Origin of the sequence: Streptomyces sp. NPDC056347 (assembly GCF_042262625.1) — a bacterium.
Classification (GTDB): domain Bacteria; phylum Actinomycetota; class Actinomycetes; order Streptomycetales; family Streptomycetaceae; genus Streptomyces.
Genome location: NZ_JBHJQP010000027.1, coordinates 37,122 through 53,572, shown reverse-complemented (window position 1 = coordinate 53,572; position 16,451 = coordinate 37,122). Strand labels below are relative to the sequence as shown.

At 71.5% G+C, this 16,451-nt stretch carries 16 protein-coding genes; 4 read left to right on the top strand and 12 right to left on the bottom strand.

From position 1 onward, the window contains the following. Positions 1–370 precede the first annotated feature (370 nt). Positions 371–1,174 (top strand): SGNH/GDSL hydrolase family protein, encoded by an 804-nt coding sequence (locus ACFCV8_RS09685; protein ID WP_376684741.1) that lies wholly within the window; start codon positions 371–373, stop codon positions 1,172–1,174. 142 nt (positions 1,175–1,316) lie between these two features. Here ACFCV8_RS09685 and ACFCV8_RS09680 read toward each other — a convergent pair whose 3' ends face one another. Then, positions 1,317–1,745 carry a nuclear transport factor 2 family protein gene (locus ACFCV8_RS09680; protein ID WP_376684740.1) on the bottom strand — a complete coding sequence of 143 codons (429 nt, stop codon included), beginning with the start codon at positions 1,743–1,745 and terminating at the stop codon, positions 1,317–1,319. A gap of 41 nt (positions 1,746–1,786) precedes the next feature. Beyond that, complete coding sequence (locus ACFCV8_RS09675) at positions 1,787–2,623, bottom strand: class I SAM-dependent methyltransferase (RefSeq protein ID WP_376684739.1); 837 nt, start codon at positions 2,621–2,623, stop codon at positions 1,787–1,789. 70 nt (positions 2,624–2,693) lie between these two features. Here ACFCV8_RS09675 and ACFCV8_RS09670 point away from each other — a divergent pair, with 70 nt between their 5' ends. After that, positions 2,694–4,592, top strand: a complete 1,899-nt coding sequence (locus tag ACFCV8_RS09670; RefSeq protein ID WP_376684738.1) for a S9 family peptidase — start codon at positions 2,694–2,696, stop codon at positions 4,590–4,592. Positions 4,593–4,682: 90 nt separating this feature from the next. Beyond that, positions 4,683–5,519, top strand: coding sequence for an SURF1 family protein (locus ACFCV8_RS09665; RefSeq protein WP_376684737.1), 837 nt, complete (start codon positions 4,683–4,685; stop codon positions 5,517–5,519). Between the two features lie 34 nt (positions 5,520–5,553). Here the strand turns inward: ACFCV8_RS09665 and ACFCV8_RS09660 are convergent, their stop codons facing one another. The 7 genes from ACFCV8_RS09660 to ACFCV8_RS09630 form a co-directional block, all read right to left on the bottom strand. Then, positions 5,554–6,888, bottom strand: coding sequence for a hypothetical protein (locus ACFCV8_RS09660; protein WP_376684736.1), 1,335 nt, complete (start codon positions 6,886–6,888; stop codon positions 5,554–5,556). Beyond that, positions 6,885–7,460, bottom strand: coding sequence for a SigE family RNA polymerase sigma factor (locus tag ACFCV8_RS09655; protein WP_376684748.1), 576 nt, complete (start codon positions 7,458–7,460; stop codon positions 6,885–6,887). Before ACFCV8_RS09655 ends, ACFCV8_RS09660 begins: the two co-directional genes overlap by 4 nt. 367 nt (positions 7,461–7,827) lie before the next feature. Continuing rightward, positions 7,828–8,892, bottom strand: coding sequence for an aspartate-semialdehyde dehydrogenase (locus ACFCV8_RS09650; RefSeq protein ID WP_376684735.1), 1,065 nt, complete (start codon positions 8,890–8,892; stop codon positions 7,828–7,830). Then, positions 8,889–10,160, bottom strand: a complete 1,272-nt coding sequence (locus ACFCV8_RS09645) for an aspartate kinase (RefSeq protein WP_376684734.1) — start codon at positions 10,158–10,160, stop codon at positions 8,889–8,891. The genes ACFCV8_RS09650 and ACFCV8_RS09645 overlap by 4 nt, the downstream gene beginning before the upstream one ends. 259 nt (positions 10,161–10,419) lie before the next feature. Next, on the bottom strand, positions 10,420–11,079 hold the full coding sequence (locus ACFCV8_RS09640; RefSeq protein ID WP_376684733.1) for a DUF5063 domain-containing protein: 660 nt from the start codon (positions 11,077–11,079) through the stop codon (positions 10,420–10,422). A 153-nt stretch (positions 11,080–11,232) separates the two neighbouring features. Continuing rightward, positions 11,233–11,832 carry a recombination mediator RecR gene (gene recR / locus ACFCV8_RS09635; protein WP_266417409.1) on the bottom strand — a complete coding sequence of 200 codons (600 nt, stop codon included), beginning with the start codon at positions 11,830–11,832 and terminating at the stop codon, positions 11,233–11,235. Positions 11,833–11,887: 55 nt separating this feature from the next. Next, the gene (locus ACFCV8_RS09630) at positions 11,888–12,223 is read right to left on the bottom strand and encodes a YbaB/EbfC family nucleoid-associated protein (protein WP_376684747.1); all 336 of its coding nucleotides are present in this window, start codon (positions 12,221–12,223) and stop codon (positions 11,888–11,890) included. Between the two features lie 346 nt (positions 12,224–12,569). Here ACFCV8_RS09630 and ACFCV8_RS09625 point away from each other — a divergent pair, with 346 nt between their 5' ends. Further along, complete coding sequence (locus tag ACFCV8_RS09625) at positions 12,570–13,421, top strand: SLATT domain-containing protein (RefSeq protein WP_376684732.1); 852 nt, start codon at positions 12,570–12,572, stop codon at positions 13,419–13,421. A 22-nt stretch (positions 13,422–13,443) separates the two neighbouring features. Here ACFCV8_RS09625 and ACFCV8_RS09620 read toward each other — a convergent pair whose 3' ends face one another. The 3 genes from ACFCV8_RS09620 to ACFCV8_RS09610 form a co-directional block, all read right to left on the bottom strand. Continuing rightward, on the bottom strand, positions 13,444–14,094 hold the full coding sequence (locus ACFCV8_RS09620; protein ID WP_376684746.1) for a hypothetical protein: 651 nt from the start codon (positions 14,092–14,094) through the stop codon (positions 13,444–13,446). Between the two features lie 96 nt (positions 14,095–14,190). After that, positions 14,191–14,889: a GntR family transcriptional regulator gene (locus ACFCV8_RS09615; RefSeq protein ID WP_376684731.1), complete on the bottom strand. Its 699-nt coding sequence runs from the start codon at positions 14,887–14,889 to the stop codon at positions 14,191–14,193. Between the two features lie 117 nt (positions 14,890–15,006). Then, positions 15,007–16,362, bottom strand: a complete 1,356-nt coding sequence (locus ACFCV8_RS09610; RefSeq protein WP_376684730.1) for an aspartate aminotransferase family protein — start codon at positions 16,360–16,362, stop codon at positions 15,007–15,009. Positions 16,363–16,451: the final 89 nt, after the last annotated feature.

Below are 16,451 nucleotides of genomic sequence, written 5' to 3'. Positions count from 1 at the left end.
ATCCAGTAGCGCCCGCCGTGGCGCAGGACCGGCCGGGAGCCGGCGGCCGGGGTGAGCGGTGCCAGGACGGTGGATCACCACCCCGTACGCCGCACTGGATCACCACCCCGCACAACGTGACGCTTCACCACTCCGCACACGGTGGCCGGAACCGCACGCCGTGGTGAGTCACTGACACACCTCCGCACCACCCCCGCCCGAGGCCCGGACGGGGGTTTTTCTACGCGCGGAGCTATGACACCCGAACGATCATTCGGGCATATCAGACTAGTTCTTTCGCAGCTATTACCGGCCGGTACTGATTGCTGCTAGAAACGTGGCGCTCGATCAACCCCCCACCCACCCCCCACATTTCGGAGGGCTGACAGCCATGTCAGTACGGAGATTCCGGGCGTCCGCATCCATTCTCGTTCTCGCCGCCCTGGCCGCCCTGGGCATCGCCCAGCCGGCCTCGGCGAACGCCTCGGCCGCCGGCGGGTATGTCGCCCTCGGCGACTCGTACTCCTCCGGCGTCGGCGCCGGAAGCTACACGTCGGACAGCGGTGACTGCCGCCGCAGCACCAAGGCCTACCCCTACCTCTGGGCCGCCGCCAACTCACCCTCGTCCTTCGCCTTCGTGGCCTGTTCGGGCGCCACCACCAGCTCGGTGGCCTCGACCCAGCTGGGGGCGCTCAGCTCGTCCACCGGGCTGGTCAGCGTCACCGCGGGCGGCAACGACGTCGGTTTCGCCGACGTCATGCAGGACTGCGTGTTGTCCGGCGAGTCCGCCTGTCTCAGCAGCATCTCCACGGCCGTCTCCCGGATGAACAACTCACTGCCGTCCGGACTGAGTTCCCTCTACACCTCGATCCGTTCGCGGGCCCCGCAGGCCCATGTCGTGGTGCTGGGCTATCCGCGCTTCTACCAGCTGAGCGGCAGCTGCATCGCCGGCCTCACCGAGAAGGAACGGTCCGCCATCAACAACGCGTCGGACGTCCTGAACGGGGTCATCGCCAAGCAGGCCGCCAACGCCGGGTTCACCTTCTCCAGCGTGGTCGACGAATTCACCGGGCACGAGCTGTGCTCCGGAGACGCGTGGCTCAACAGCGTGACGCTGCCGGTCTACAACTCGTACCACCCCAAGGCCGCCGGTCAGTCCGGCGGTTACCTCCCGGCCCTCCGCTCGGCCGCGTAGGACGCGGACGACAGAGGTACGACGTGCGGCGGGCCTCCCCGGGGGCTTCCAGAGGCTCCCCCCGGGCCCCAAGGCATCCCCGGGACCCCAGGGCCTCCCCCGAGGCCCGCCGCACCGCCGTCACGAAGCAGCCCGACGGGGCTCAGCACCGTTCGACCAGATGATCACGGTCCGCCGGCGACTCGTACGGCTCCGGCCGGAAGTCGGTGATCCCGCTGATCCGCCCCGTCTCGTCGAACGCGAAGAAGTGAAGGGCCAGCAGCTCCTCGGGCGCCGCGGATCCCCCCGCCGCCCCGGAGCCGGCCGCCGCGTCCGTGGTGGAGCGGGTACGGACGGCGGCCCGTCTCGCCCCGGCATCGGCCACCACACGCTCGACGCGCACGCTCCGGGCCCCCATGAGCGCCCGGCTGAACCGGAGATACGGCTCCTTCCCGCGCACGCGCTCACAGGTCTGCGGCAGCTCGTACAGCACGTCGTCGGCCAGGGTGGCGGCGAAGGCGTCCCAGTCGCGGGCCTCGGCCGCGCTCCAGTACGTCTCCACCACGGCGCGCAGATCGGCAGTCGTCGTCATGGTTCCGAGTGTGGACCCCGGCACTGACAATCGGCCCGGGTTCAGGAACCGGCGGCCCTGGACGCCTTGATGGAGTACATCAGCGGGATGCGCGGCCGGTCGGCGGGGAAGCGGTAGAAGCCGTCGTCCTGCCGCTTCAGCGTGGGGAAGCGGGCGAAGAGCGAGGCGTCGTGCTCGTGCAGGAACTCGATCCGCAGCCCGGCGGCGGCCAGCGCCGAGACGACCTCGCCGACCGGGTGCGTCCACTCGACGCTGCGGTTGTGGACGGTGGGCGCGTCGAAGTCCGCGTACGTGCCCGGGGTCTCGTCGACCCAGGCGTCGCGGCTGAAGTAGTCGTACGCGACCCTCGTCCCGGTCTCGTCGTCCAGACAGTCCGTCACCGGGTGGAACTCGGCGATGTAGAGGAAGCCGCCCGGTGCCACGAGCGAGGCGGCGGTCTCGGCCCAGCGGCCGATGTCGGGCAGCCAGTTCAGCGCACCGGTGCCGGTGTAGACGATGTCGTACGAGGAGTCGGGGACGGCCTGTGCGGCGTCGTAGACGTCGGCCGCGACGAAGGACGCCCGGTCCTGGGAGAACTCCAGCTCGCGGGCGAGGGAGCGTGCGGTCTCGACGGCCGGTTCGGAGAAGTCCAGTCCGACGACCCGGGCGGCGCCGTGCCGGGCCCAGGCGAGGGTGTCGACCCCGATGTGGCACTGGAGGTGCAGCAGTGATCTGCCGGTGACGTCCCCCACCTCGGCGAGCTCGAAGTCGCGCAGGGCCTCCTTGCCCGCGCGGAAGGAGGCGAGGTCGTAGAAGTCGCTCCCCACGTGGATGGGGACGCGCTCGTCCCAGTGCGCGCGGTTCGCCTCGTGCCAGTCGGTGGGCGTCGGTAGATGCATGCCCCGGAGGTTATCCACAGGCTGGGGGCGATGCGAACGAATTGTCGGCGTTCCCGCGCAGAATGGGGGCATGACTGAGACCACTGGCTCGACGACATCCGCTTCCTCCCAGGCCGCCGACGCGCAGGCCGCCGACGCCCGGGCCGGCGCTTCCGCGCCGACGTGGGAGCAGCGTTTCCGGGCACCGCGGGTGTCGTTGCCCGACTGGGCGGAGGACGCCCCCGACCGCGCGCTGTTCGTTTCCAACGCGACGGGCACGTACGAGCTTTACGCGTGGGACCGCGCCACCGGTGAGCAGCGCCAGGTGACCGACCGGCCCAACGGCACGACGGACGGGGCGCTGACGCCGGACGGGGAGTCGATCTGGTGGTTCGACGACACCGACGGGGACGAGTTCGGGGTGTGGATGCGCCGGCCGTTCCACGGCGGCGAGGGGGCCGGTGCCCCGGCCGACGAGCCCGCGGCGCCCGGTCTGGGTCCCTCGTACCCGGCCGGACTCGCCATCGGCCGGGACGGTACGGCGGTGATCGGCCGCTCGACCGACGAGGACGGGACGACGGTCCATGTCGTGCGGCCCGGAGAGCCCGCGGTGGAGATCTACCGCCACCGCGAGTCGGCGGGCGTCGGCGACCTCAGCCAGGACGGGACGCTGATCGCCCTGGAGCACACCGAGCACGGCGACGCGATGCACTCCGCGCTGCGGGTGGTCCGGCCGGACGGGACGACGGTCGCGGAGCTGGACGACACCGAGGGCGGTACGAAGGAACTGGGCCTGAGCGTGCTGGGCTTCGCGCCCGTGGCCGGGGACACCCGGCTGCTGGTGGGGCATCAGCGGCGGGGCCGCTGGGAGCCGATGATCTGGGACCCGACGACGGGTGAGGAGACGGAGCTGGCGATCGGCCTGCCCGGCGATGTGGTCGCCGAGTGGTACCCGGACGCCTCCGCGCTGCTGGTCGTGCACGCCTTCGAGGCCCGCAGCGACCTGTGGCGGTACGAGCCGGGGACGGACGGCGGTCCCGTCCGGGTGGAGACGCCCGCCGGTTCGGTGTCGGGGGCCACGGCCCGGCCGGACGGCTCGGTGGAGTACCTGTGGTCCTCGGCCGCGCAGCCGCCGGTCATCCGGTCCACCTCGGGGGCCGTGGTGCTCGATCCGCCGGGTCCGAAGGCGCCGGAGTCGGTACCGGTGGAGGACGTGTGGGTGGACGGGCCCGGCGGCCGGATCCACGCGCTCGTGCAGCGGCCCGCCGCCCCGGCCGAGGGGCCGTTCCCGACGGTGTTCGAGCTGCACGGCGGCCCCACCTGGCACGACAGCGACGCCTTCGCCTCCGGCCCCGCCGCCTGGATCGACCACGGCTACGCGGTGATCCGGGTCAACTACCGCGGTTCCACCGGGTACGGCCGCGCCTGGACCGACGCGCTGAAGCACCGGATCGGTCTGATCGAGCTGGAGGACGTCGCCGCGGTCCGGGACTGGGCGGTGGAGTCCGGCCTCGCGGACCCGGCGAGGCTGGTGCTGTCCGGCGGGTCCTGGGGCGGCTATCTGACCCTGCTCGGCCTCGGTACGCAGCCGGAGCACTGGGCCCTCGGCCTGGCGGCGGTCCCGGTCGCCGACTACGTCACGGCGTACCACGACGAGATGGAGGACCTGAAGGCGATGGACCGCACCCTGCTGGGCGGTACGCCGGAGGAGGTGCCCGAGCGCTTCGAGGCGTCGTCCCCGCTGACGTATGTCGACGCGGTCCGGGCGCCGGTCTACATCTCGGCGGGCGTCAACGACCCGCGCTGCCCGATCCGCCAGATCGAGAACTACGTGGACCGGTTGAAGGGGCGGGACGCGGCGCACGAGGTGTACCGGTACGAGGCGGGGCACGGCTCGCTCGTCGTCGAGGAGCGGATCAAGCAGGTCCGTCTGGAGCTGGACTTCGCCCGGCGCCACCTGGGCGGGGCGGCGGAGCCGTCCGGCGCGTAGCGGACCCGGCCGGGCGTGCCGGGTGACGGCAGGGGGTTTCGGGCGGTACCCCGCTCCGGGCGGGCGGAGCGGGGACCGTACCGTGGAGGGGTGTACCGGTTCCTGCTGACCCCGCGATGGTGGGGGATCAACCTCTTCGTCGTGCTGGCCATTCCGTTCTGCGTGTTCATGGGCACCTGGCAGCTCGGCCGCTTCGAGGACCGCGTGCAGACGCACGACGCGGCCGAGAAGCAGCCCGCCCCGGGCACCCGGGCCGCCAAGCCGATCGACGAGCTGCTGCCCGTGAGCACGGTGACGTCCGGCCGCCCCGCCACCGCCACCGGCCGGTACGCCGACCAGTTCCTGGTGCCCGGCCGGAAACTGGACGAGAAGACCGGCTTCTACGTCCTGGGCATGCTCCGTACGGACAGCGGCAAGGCGTTGCCGGTCGTACGCGGCTGGTTGCCCGGCGAGCCCGGCCGCACCGCCGTGCCCGCCGCGCCGACCGGCACGGTCACCGTGACCGGCGACCTCCAGGCGTCCGAGACCCCGAGCACCCAGGGGGTCGACACGCGGGGCGGGCTCCCCGACGACCAGCTGGGCATGATCAGCGCCGCGTCCCTGGTCAACCTCGTCCCGTACGACGTCTACGACGCGTGGGTGACGGTCCAGAGCACGGGCGGCCAGGGGAGCGGGGCCGAGGCGCTGCGGCCCGTACCGGCGGCGGTGGCGCAGGGCACCGGGCTCGACCTGAAGGCGTTCCAGAACCTCGGCTACACCGGCGAGTGGTTCGTCTTCGCCGGGTTCGTGCTCTTCATGTGGTTCCGGCTGGTGCGCCGCGAGGCCGAAGCGGCACGCGACCAGCAGCTGGGCCTGGTCACGGAAGCCGAGCCGGAAACGGGGCCGGAAGCCGGGGCAACCGCGGGGGCCTCGTCCGGGGCCGTCTGAGGGCACGTACGCGGCGCGTGCGCCGCGTACGTGGTCAGGATGCCGGAGCCAGTACCCCGGTCCGGTAGATCGTGCCCGAGCACGCGTTGGAGATCGTCGCCTGCGCGACCGGCGCCCCGGCCTCCGGCGTGTGCGTCACGGCGACGCTGCCGTCCTGCGTCCCGCCGCCGCCGCTGTCCTCGCTGCCGAACTGCGCGGCCGCGGCGGAGTTCCCCTCGCCGCTGCCCGCTCCGGCCGCGGCGGAACCGCCCGCCCCGCCCCCGTCCTCGGTCGGCGTCGGGCTCGGCGAGGCTCCGGTGACCGGGCAGGTGTCCTTCGGCACCCAGGCGAACTTCACCTCGTACGACATCGACGGCTTCAGCAGCACCGTCCGCTGCTCCTGCGAGGGGTCGGGCAGCCCGGACGCCGCGTCGCCCGCGGTGTGCTGGACGACCGCGATCCTGCTCGGGTCGGCCGCGCCGGCCGCCTGGAAGCCCACGCTGCCGCCGGTGCTCACCGAGCACTCCGTGCCGGAGACGTTGGAGATCCTGAAGGTGCCGTAGACCGTGCCGTCGGCGCCGGCCGCGCCGGTCTCGGCCGAGGCGACGCCGAGCTGCCCCGGATCGCAGCTCGGCATGGAGTCCGCCGAAGGGCCGTTCGGGTCGGCGGTGCCGCCCGACAGCCCCCCGTCGCCGTCCGGACCGCTGCTGTCCGCCGGGCCGTCGGCGCTCCTGGGCCGGTCCGGGTCGCCGTCGCCCTGCCCGTCGGTGGCGCCGTTGACGTTCCGGCCGTCGGCCTGCGCGCCGCTGTCGGCGCCGTTGCCGCCCTGCGCCTGCTCGCCGTGCCCGGCTATCGCGGGGTTGGCGGTGTTGGACCCGTCCGAGTTCGCGACGTGCACGAAGGCGGGCACGGCGGTGCCGAGGAGCAGCGCCGCCGCGGCCATGCCGACGACGGCCTGCCGCCGCTTGGCCCGCCGGACGGGGACCGCGCGCTTGAGGTGGTCGAGCGTCCCGGCGGCGGGCTCGAGATCGATGACGGCGCCCCGCAGCATGCGGCGCAGCGCGTCCTCGTCGAGGTCCGCGCCCTCGCCCTCCGTCTTCGGGGCGTCGCCCGGCCCCGGGCCGAAGAGCCCGCGCAGGTCCCGCACCTCCCGCAGATCACGCAGGTCGCTCAGGTCCCGCGAATCACTCGGGTCCTGCGGATCACTGGGGCTGCCCAGGTCCTCGCTCCCGGCAGAAGCGGAACCAGCGTCCCCGTCCGGCTCGGCGGAATCAGCAGCCCCGCCCGGCTCGACAGGACCGGCGGTTCCGGTCGGCTCGGCAGCGCCGGCCGCCTCCCGTTCGTGTTCGTGTTCGGGGTTGTTCCCGTTCCCGTACGCGCGGCCGCTCATGCCTGCGCCTCCATCACGACACGCAGCGCGGCGATCCCGCGGGAGCCGTAGGCCTTGACCGAACCCAGGGATATCCCCAGCGTCTCGGCCACCTGAACCTCCGTCATGTCCGCGAAGTACCGCAGCACCAGCACCTCCCGCTGGCGCCGTTGCAGCCCCCGCATCGCCTTGATCAGCGCGTCCCGCTCCAGCTGGTCGTACGCCCCCTCCTCCGCGCTCGCCATGTCCGGCATGGGCTTGGAGAGCAGCTTCAGCCCGAGGATGCGGCGGCGCAGCGCGGAGCGCGAGAGGTTGACGACGGTCTGGCGCAGGTACGCGAGCGTCTTCTCCGGGTCACGTACCCGGTTGCGCGCCGAGTGCACCCGGATGAACGCCTCCTGCACCACGTCCTCACAGGAGGCGGTGTCGTCCAGGAGCAGGGCGGCGAGGCCCAGCAGCGACCGGTAGTGGGCCCGGTAGGTCTCGGTGAGATGGTCGACCGTTGTTCCGGCAGCCACGCCGTCCTCAGCGCCCTCGCGCTGCGAGGGGAGCCGGGTGGAGCGGGCTGCGGGCATGGGCGCGATCACCGGCATGCCGCCGGGCGCGCGGGGCCGCCGGAGCGGGCGCACCGAAGCGCCGCGCAACGGGCCCACCACTGTGATGTCGAGAACCTCTGCCACGCCAGTTGGACACATTTCCCCCCGTCAGGGTTGTACGCGCGCGGCGCCGCGTTCGCCGCTGTGCGACATGCCCTCATACGTACCTGCTCTTCCCCGAAGACCCCGGATGCCCCGTATGTGCGCCCCGCCGCGCCAGAGGTGACGACAGAGACGCACCTTCCCGGGCCAGTGGTTGCAGCAGGCCGAAAGTCATCGTCGGACACCGCGACACCCGAGCTCAAGAGGTTCAGAGTTTCAACTTACTCACAGAGTGTTCACAGACCGTACAAAAATGGTTCGATCAGGACCGGGGGAATTCCGCTGCCACCGATTCGGCGATCTGAGCGACGTTCAGTGCCGCTCCCTTGCGGAGGTTGTCGCCGCAGACGAACAGCTCCAGGCCGCGCGGATCATCCAGTGACCTGCGCACTCTTCCGACCCAGGTCGGGTCGGTGCCGACGACGTCGGACGGGGTCGGGAAGTCACCCACCGCCGGATTGTCGTACAGGACCACGCCCGGCGCCGTCGCCAGGATCTCGTGGGCCCGGTCGACCGCGATCTCGTTCTCGAACCTGGCGTGCACGGACATCGAGTGCGTCGCGACGACGGGTACGTACACGCAGGTCGCCGCGATCCGCAGGTTCGGCAGGTCGAGGATCTTGCGGCACTCGTCGCGTATCGCCAGCTCCTCCGACGACCAGCCGTCCCCGGCCTCCGTCCCGGCCCAGGGCACCACGTTGAGCGCGACGGGCGCGGCGAAGGGGCCGGTCTCCGCGTCGCCCAGGACCCGGCGCACATCGCCCGGCGTCGTGCCCAGCTCCGTACCGGCGACCAGCGACAGTTGTTCGCGCAGCGCCGCGACGCCGTCCCGGCCGGCCCCGCTCACCGCCTGGTACGAGGAGACGACCAGCTCCCGCACCCCGAACTCGGCGTGCAGCGCGCCGACCGCGACGATCAGCGCGAGCGTCGTGCAGTGGGGGCTCGCGACGATGCCGCGTGGCCGAATCCGTACGGCGTGCGGGTTGATCTCGGGGACGACCAGGGGAACGTCCGGATCGAGCCGGAACGCGGCGGAGTCGTCGACGACCACCGCGCCCTTGGCGGCGGCGATCGGCGCCCACCGCGCGGAAACGTCTTCGGGCACCAGGAACAGCGCCACGTCCACGCCGTCGAAGACGCCCTCGGTGAGTTCGAGGACCTCGCTCTCCTCGCCGCGTACGACCAGTTTGCGACCGGCCGAACGCGGCGAGGCGACCAGCCTCACCTCGCCCCAGACGTCCGCGTGCTGCGAAAGGATCTGGAGCATGACGCCGCCGATCGCCCCGGTCGCGCCGACGACCGCGAGCGAGGGGCGGCGGGCGGTCATCGGCCGGTGCCTCCGTAGACGACGGCTTCGTCGGAGTCGCTGTCGAGGCCGAAGGCGGTGTGCACGGCGCGCACGGCCTCGTTGACGTCGTCGGCGCGGGTGACGACCGAGATGCGGATCTCTGAGGTCGAGATCAGCTCGATGTTGACCCCGGCGTCCGACAGCGCCTCGAAGAAGCCCGCGGTGACCCCCGGGTTGGTCTTCATACCGGCGCCGACCAGCGAGATCTTCGCGATCTGGTCGTCGTAGCGCAGCGACTCGAAGCCGATGGTGCCGCGGTTGCGCTCCAGGGCGTCGATGGCCTTGCGGCCCTCGGCCTTGGGCAGGGTGAACGAGATGTCGGTCAGCCCCGTCGACGCGGCGGAGACGTTCTGCACCACCATGTCGATGTTGATCTCCGCGTTCGCGATCGTGCGGAAGATCGCGGCGGCCTCGCCCGGCTTGTCCGGCACCCCTACGACGGTGATCTTGGCCTCGGAGACGTCATGGGCGACTCCGGAGATGATCGCGTGCTCCACCTTCTGGTCCCCTTGCGGCTCGTTGCTGACCCAGGTGCCGCGCAGTCCGGAGAAGGACGAGCGGACGTGGATCGGGATGTTGTAGCGGCGTGCGTACTCGACGCACCGGTGCAGCAGCACCTTGGAACCGGACGCGGCCAGCTCCAGCATGTCCTCGAAGGAGATCCAGTCGATCTTCCGGGCCTTCTTCACGACCCGCGGGTCGGCGGTGAAGACACCGTCCACATCGGTGTAGATCTCACAGACCTCGGCGTCCAGCGCGGCCGCGAGCGCGACGGCGGTGGTGTCGGACCCGCCGCGGCCGAGGGTGGTGATGTCCTTCTTGTCCTGGGACACGCCCTGGAACCCCGCGACGATCGCGATGTTCCCCTCGTCCAGCGCCGTACGGATACGGCCCGGCGTCACATCGATGATGCGCGCTTTGTTGTGGACCGAGTCGGTGATGACGCCTGCCTGGCTGCCCGTGAACGACTGGGCCTTGTGGCCCAGGTTTTTGATCGCCATCGCCAGCAGGGCCATGGAGATCCGCTCTCCGGCGGTCAGCAGCATGTCGAACTCACGCCCGGCAGGGATCGGGGAAACCTGCTCGGCGAGATCGATCAACTCGTCCGTCGTGTCGCCCATCGCCGACACCACGACAACCACCTGGTTGCCATTCTTCTTGGCATCGACGATTCGCTTGGCGACGCGCTTGATGCCCTCGGCATCGGCTACGGAGGAGCCTCCGTACTTCTGCACGACAAGGCCCACGTGCGCTCCTCGCTCAGTCCATTACTGCGGTCGACTCAGTCTAACGAGCGGTCCGAAAACGCCCCGTTGATACCACATGGTGAGATGTTCTGCTCAACCAGCGATCATCGGCGCGTCGTACCGGGCCGCTCGTACGTCCCGGCCGCCCGCCGCACGCCCTCGCACTCCCGCACGCGCCCCACCCCACGGTGGGCCCGGGCGCCGGGGCCATCCGCCGCCCGGCATCGCCGCCGAACGCCCAAGCGGGGCGTCAGCACCGCTACTGCACCGGGCGCAGGCCCAGCGGGCCCGCGATCTCCTCGGCCATGACGCGGCCCGCCTCCTCGGCCAGCTCGTCGTCCAGGGTCTCCGAGTCGGTGTCCAGGCCGTCCAGCTCCTGGAGGGGCTGGTTGAGGCGGATGTGGGCGATCAGGGACTGGAGGGCGCGCAGGGCGGCGGAGGCGGTGGAGCCCCAGTTGGAGAAGTAGGAGAACTGCCACCACCACAGGGCCTCGGTGGTGCGGTCCTCCTCGTAGTGGGCCAGGCCGTGGCGCAGGTCGGTGACCAGGTCGGCCAGGTCGTCCGAGATCCGGGCCGGGACCGGGGCCTTGCGGGGCTCGTACGGGTCGAAGACCTCGGAGTAGACGTCGATCGGCTCCAGGAGGGCGGCGAAGCGCTCGCGCAGCCCGTCCGCGTCCGGCTCCGCGCCCAGGTCCGGCTCGTAGCGCTCGTCGGGGACGATGTCCTCGTACGCGCCGAGCCTGCCGCCCGCCAGCAGGAGCTGGGAGACCTGGAGCAGCAGTACGGGGACGGCCTCCTCGGGCTCCTCGACCCTGGACACCTCGGTGACCGCGACGATGAATGTCTTGATCTGGTCGGCGATCTGGACGGCGAAGTCGTCCGGGTCCTGCGTGACGGAGTTCAGCGTGGCGTCGGACATCGAGGGGACCTCCCGTGGGGCACGGTCGCAAACGGTGAGTAGAACATAGCGTCGCTGAACGTAAAGCCGTGGTGAGTCGCGGGACCGGTCGCGCAAACGGCCAGCGGAAGAACACCGAAGGACGCAACGGCCCCGGCGGCTCCGGCAGCACTGTCAGACATCGAGCAGGCGCCTCCCCTCGAAGGCGCGGCCCAGAGTCACCTCGTCCGCGTACTCCAGGTCGCCGCCGACCGGCAGACCGCTGGCCAGCCTGGTGACCCGCAGGCCCATGGGCTTGACCATCCGGGCGAGGTACGTCGCGGTCGCCTCGCCCTCCAGGTTGGGGTCGGTGGCCAGGATCAGCTCCGTGATCGACCCGTCGGCGAGGCGGGCCAGCAGCTCGCGGATGCGCAGATCGTCCGGGCCGACGCCCTCGATCGGGCTGATCGCACCGCCCAGCACGTGATAACGGCCACGGAACTCGCGGGTCCGCTCGATCGCGACGACGTCCTTGGGCTCCTCGACCACACAGATCACCGAGGGGTCGCGGCGCGCGTCCCGGCAGATGTTGCACTGCTCCTGCTGCGCGACGTTGCCGCAGACCGAGCAGAACCGCACCTTGTCCTTGACCTCCAGGAGCGCGTGGGCGAGCCGGCGCACATCGGTCGGCTCGGCCTGGAGGATGTGGAAGGCGATCCGCTGCGCGCTCTTGGGACCGACGCCGGGCAGCCTGCCCAGCTCGTCGATGAGGTCCTGAACCACGCCTTCGTACAACGGGAACGCCTTCCTTTCCTACCTGCGTCGTCTGGTCTCTCGGTGGGCGCGGGGCTCAGAAGGGGAGGCCGGGCACGCCGCCCAGGCCCTGGGCCAGCGGGCCCAGCTTCTGCTGCTGGAGCACCTGCGCGTTCTCGTTCGCCGCCTGGACCGCGGCAACGACGAGGTCGGCGAGCGTCTCGGTGTCCTCGGGGTCGACCGCCTTGGGGTCGATCACCAGGTTGCGGAGCTCTCCGGAGCCGGTGACGGTGGCCTTCACGAGACCGCCGCCCGCCTGGCCGTCGACCTCGGTCCTGGCCAGCTCCTCCTGGGCCGCGGCGAGGTCCTGCTGCATCTTCTGGGCCTGCTGCAGCAGCTGCTGCATATTGGGCTGCCCGCCACCGGGAATCACGGTCACTCCTGGCAATTCGACGACAAAAAGCTTCGGTATGCCGAGCCTACGTGCTCCCCGGACAACGTGCTCCACTCACTCACGCGCAACTCTTTCGGGTGAGTTTCAGGCACCCCCTGTCGCGCCCATATACCTGATCACAAGCCCCGCACAACCGGGAATAACGCGTTTTCTACCCCATGGCCCACCATTCGGCGGTAGGAAGGGCATACACATCAGGACACCCAGGCGCACCGATCGTCACGCAAAGTTACCCGAACGGTACTGTCGGCCACGCCGGAGAGCAGTGAGCACCCGCCGTCTCGCCCATCGCCACGTCAGGCGTCGCTACGCAGAGGAGTACCCGGTGAGCCAGCCGGAGATGCAGCCCGAGGGGCCGTCCCGCAAAGAGCCCGACGCCGGCTCCGGCTCACACGGCCGCGAGCGCCGGGAAGTCCGGAAAGTCCGAGAAGTCCGGGAAGCTCGGGAAGGCCGGGGAAAGCGCAGGGAGCGGGGCCGGGGCGAGCGGGGCCGGGGCCGCGATCTGACCGCCGCGCCGTTTCCGCCCGGTGACTGGGGCGAGCCCGCCGACCGCCTCGACGAGGTGTACCGCTGGGTCGAGGCGGACGCGCTGCGCACCGCCGAGTGGTATCTGGGCGACCGGGTACGCAAGCGCCGTGCCGCCAGGACGCTGCGGACGGGCACCGCGCTCGGGGCGGCCGCGGGCGCCGCGCTCCCGCTGCTCGATCTGACCGGGGCGCTGCGCGGGGCGGCGGGCTGGGGCTACCTGTCGTTGCTGCTGGCCGCCGCGTGCATGGCCTGCGACCGGTACTTCGGACTCACGTCGGGCTGGATAAGGAATCTCGCCACCGCCCAGGCCGTGCAACGGCGGCTCCAGGTACTCCAGTTCGACTGGGCGTCGGAGTGCGTACGGGAAATGCTCGGGCCGACGGAGGGGACGGCCAGCGAGGCCGCCGAGCGGTGCCTGGGGGTGCTGCGGCGGTTCTCGGAGGACCTCACGGAGCTGGTGCGTACGGAGACGGCGGACTGGATGGTGGAGTTCCGGGCCGGGCCCGCGCCGATGGGGATGCAGGCCCTGTCGTCGAACGCCGGGAACACCGCGCGCCCGGACCCGGGGGCGTTGCCGGGGCGGTTCCCGTTGCAGACGCTGGCCCGGCCGAACATGCCGCGCCAGCGCCCTCCGGAGTCCCCCCGCTGACTCCGGGCCGGAACGGGACGGGCTAGCCGAAGACGATCATCGAGCCCTGGGCGAGGCTCCGGGTCGCCGCCGCGTGCAGCCCCAGCCAGACGTGCCGTTCGCGGGCGAACGGGCTGTCGTCGTACGGCATCGGCGCGGCCGGCTCCTCCAGGGAGGTCGGTGCGGCGGGCGGCAGCGGGGCGAGCGGCGGGTTCGCCGGGTCGATGCCGATGGACGGGGCGACGTACTCCAGCTCCCGCAGCAGCCCGTGCGAGGAGCCGAGCGGGCCGCCGCCCTCCAGCAGGTCGTCGGCGGTGAGCGGGGCGGCGAAGTCCACCGGGACGTACGCCCCGGCGTGGTCGTAATGCCAGACCAGGTGGGACTGGCGGGCCGACTCCTCGAACATCTCCAGCAACTGCTCGTAGTCACTGCCCAGTTCACCGACCGGGGTGACGGCGAGGCCGCTGAGCTGGAGCAGGAGGGCGCGGCGCAGGAAGTGCAGCGCGTCGTAGTCGAAGCCCGCGACGGGGGCGACGTCGCCGGTCAGGCCCGGCATGTAGGCGTACACCGGTACGGGCGGCAGTCCGGCCTCGCCCAACGCCTTGTCGTAGACGGCGATCTCTTCGGCGAACGGGTTGTCGGGGCTGTGGCACAGCACATCGACGAGGGGGACCAGCCACAGGTCACAGGCCACGAGGTCTCGCTCTCCCACGGGGTGCGCATCGGAATGTTCGGGATGGTCGGGACAGCGTAATGCGGTGCGCGCGCCGCGCACAGTGGCCCTGCGGCCCTACGCCCTTTCCGCCGCGAGCCGGTCCGCCCAGCCCAGCGCGTGGTTCTGGTAGTCGTCCAGCACCGTGCGCACCGCGCCGGGGTCGCCGAGCACGATCGCCGCGACCAGGTCCTCGTGGCCGTGCCAGAGCGCGTCCCGGTCGCGGGTGTCGTGGCGCAGGTAGGGCACCGCGAACACCCAGGTCTGCACGCGGAGCCGGTGCAGGAACTCGTTGATGTACGCGTTGCCCACGAGCGAACCCAGCTCGCGCCAGAACCGCAGGTCGTAGCCGATGAGAATGTCCAGGTCGCCGCCCCGGGCCGCCCGTGCGGCCTCCTGGGCCCGGCGGCGTACGGAGACCAGGCAGTCGGGGTACTCGACCGGCGGGGGCGCGGCCGGGAGCCCGCCGCCGAAGTAGACGCTGCGGACCACGCCGTCGATGACCAGGCTGCGGGCCTCGACCAGGGACCGGTAGTCGGCGACGGTGAACTCCCGTACCCGGAAGCCGCGGTGCTGGTCCGTCTCCAGCAGCCCCTGGGCGGAGAGATCGAAGAGCGCCTCGCGCACGGGGGTCGCGGACACCCCGTACTGCTCGGCGATCTGTTTGACCGTGAACTCCCGCCCCGGCTGGAGGCGTCCGGCGAGCACCTCGTCACGCAGCGCGTCGGCGATCTGCTGCCGCAGTGTGCTGCGGGTCACAGCTCCGCTCGCGCCCATGGCGCCCCTCCCCGTTCTTCTTGCCTGCGGTCACCTTAATCCAGGGTCGCGGTGCCCGTATCCGGGCAGAAGGCGCGGAGAGGGGCGGGGAGGGGCGCCGTGACGTCGGCGCCGGTGTCACGCAGTGTGCTCGTCGGCCACCGAGAGCGCCGCGTCGAGGGCCGCGAGGCCTTCCTTGGCCTCGGCCTCGGTGATGTTGCAGGCGGGTACGGCGTGGGTGCGGTTCATGTTGATGAAGGGCCACAGGCCGTTCTTCTTGGCCGCCGCGCCGAAGGCCGCCATCGGGGCGTTGGCCTCGCCGGTCGCGTTGTACGGGACCAGCGGTTCGTGGGTCTCCTTGTCGCGGACCAGGTCCAGCGCCCAGAACGCGCCGAGGCCGCGGACCTCGCCGACCGACGGGTGGCGCTCGGCGAGTTCGCGCAGGCCGGGGCCGAGGACCGTCTCGCCGATGCGGGCGGCGTTCTCGACGACCTTCTCGTCCTCCATCACCCCAATGGTGGCGACGGCGGCGGCGCAGGCCAGCGGGTGACCGGAGTACGTGAGTCCGCCCGGGTAGGGGCGGGTGTCGAAGGTCGCGGCGATCTCGGCGGAGATCGCGACGCCGCCGAGCGGCACGTAACCGGAGTTGACGCCCTTGGCGAAGGTGATGAGGTCGGGCACCACGTCGAAGTGCTCGGCGGCGAACCACTTGCCGGTGCGGCCGAAGCCCGCCATGACCTCGTCGAGGATGAAGACGATGCCGTAGCGGTCGCAGATCTCGCGGACGCCCGTGAGGTAGCCGGGCGGCGGCGTCATGATGCCCGCGGTGCCGGGGATGGTCTCCAGGATGATCGCGGCGACGTTGGCGGCGCCCTCGTAGGCGAGGGTGTCCTCCAGGTGCTGGAGGGCGCGGGCGCACTCCTCGGCCTCGGTCGTGGCGTAGAACGGCGAGCGGTAGAGGAACGGCGCCCAGAAGTGGACGACGCCCGCCGAGCCGTTGTCGGACGGCCAGCGGCGCGGGTCACCGGTCAGGTTGATCGCGGTGGAGGTGGCGCCGTGGTACGAGCGGTACGCGGCGAGCACCTTGGTGCGGCCGGTGTGCAGCCGGGCCATCCGGACGGCGTTCTCGACGGCCTCGGCACCGCCGTTGGTGAAGAAGATCTTGTCCAGGTCGCCGGGGGTGCGCTCGGCGATGAGGCGTGCGGCCTCGGAGCGCGCCTCGATCGCGAACGCGGGGGCGAAGGTGGCGAGTTTGCCCGCCTGCTCCTGGATCGCGGCGACGACGGTGGGGTGCTGGTAACCGATGTTGGTGTAGACGAGACCGCTGGTGAAGTCGAGGTAGCGGTTGCCGTCGTAGTCCCAGAAGTACGCCCCCTCGGCGCCGGCGACGGCGAGCGGGTCGATCAGGCCCTGGGCGGACCAGGAGTGGAACACGTGCGCTCGGTCGGCGGCCTTGACGGCTGCACCGGCGGCGGGGTCGGCATGAGGGGTCATGCGGCGAGCGTAGAACGTGCCGGGAGCGGCCCGACATGACCAGGTTGTATGGCGTGGGGCGTTCCGCTGTGCAGGGTGTCGGGTCGCCA

Excerpts from the sequence above, each read along its gene's own strand:
- ACFCV8_RS09655 (WP_376684748.1), bottom strand. The coding sequence starts at position 7,460 with ATGCCGGTGATCGCGCCCATGCCCGCAGCCCGCTCCACCCGGCTCCCC.
- ACFCV8_RS09615 (WP_376684731.1), bottom strand. The coding sequence starts at position 14,889 with ATGGGCGCGAGCGGAGCTGTGACCCGCAGCACACTGCGGCAGCAGATC.
- ACFCV8_RS09685 (WP_376684741.1), top strand. The coding sequence starts at position 371 with ATGTCAGTACGGAGATTCCGGGCGTCCGCATCCATTCTCGTTCTCGCC.
- ACFCV8_RS09675 (WP_376684739.1), bottom strand. The coding sequence starts at position 2,623 with ATGCATCTACCGACGCCCACCGACTGGCACGAGGCGAACCGCGCGCAC.
- ACFCV8_RS09640 (WP_376684733.1), bottom strand. The coding sequence starts at position 11,079 with ATGTCCGACGCCACGCTGAACTCCGTCACGCAGGACCCGGACGACTTC.
- ACFCV8_RS09670 (WP_376684738.1), top strand. The coding sequence starts at position 2,694 with ATGACTGAGACCACTGGCTCGACGACATCCGCTTCCTCCCAGGCCGCC.
- ACFCV8_RS09650 (WP_376684735.1), bottom strand. The coding sequence starts at position 8,892 with ATGACCGCCCGCCGCCCCTCGCTCGCGGTCGTCGGCGCGACCGGGGCG.
- ACFCV8_RS09680 (WP_376684740.1), bottom strand. The coding sequence starts at position 1,745 with ATGACGACGACTGCCGATCTGCGCGCCGTGGTGGAGACGTACTGGAGC.
- ACFCV8_RS09610 (WP_376684730.1), bottom strand. The coding sequence starts at position 16,362 with ATGACCCCTCATGCCGACCCCGCCGCCGGTGCAGCCGTCAAGGCCGCC.
- ACFCV8_RS09660 (WP_376684736.1), bottom strand. The coding sequence starts at position 6,888 with ATGAGCGGCCGCGCGTACGGGAACGGGAACAACCCCGAACACGAACAC.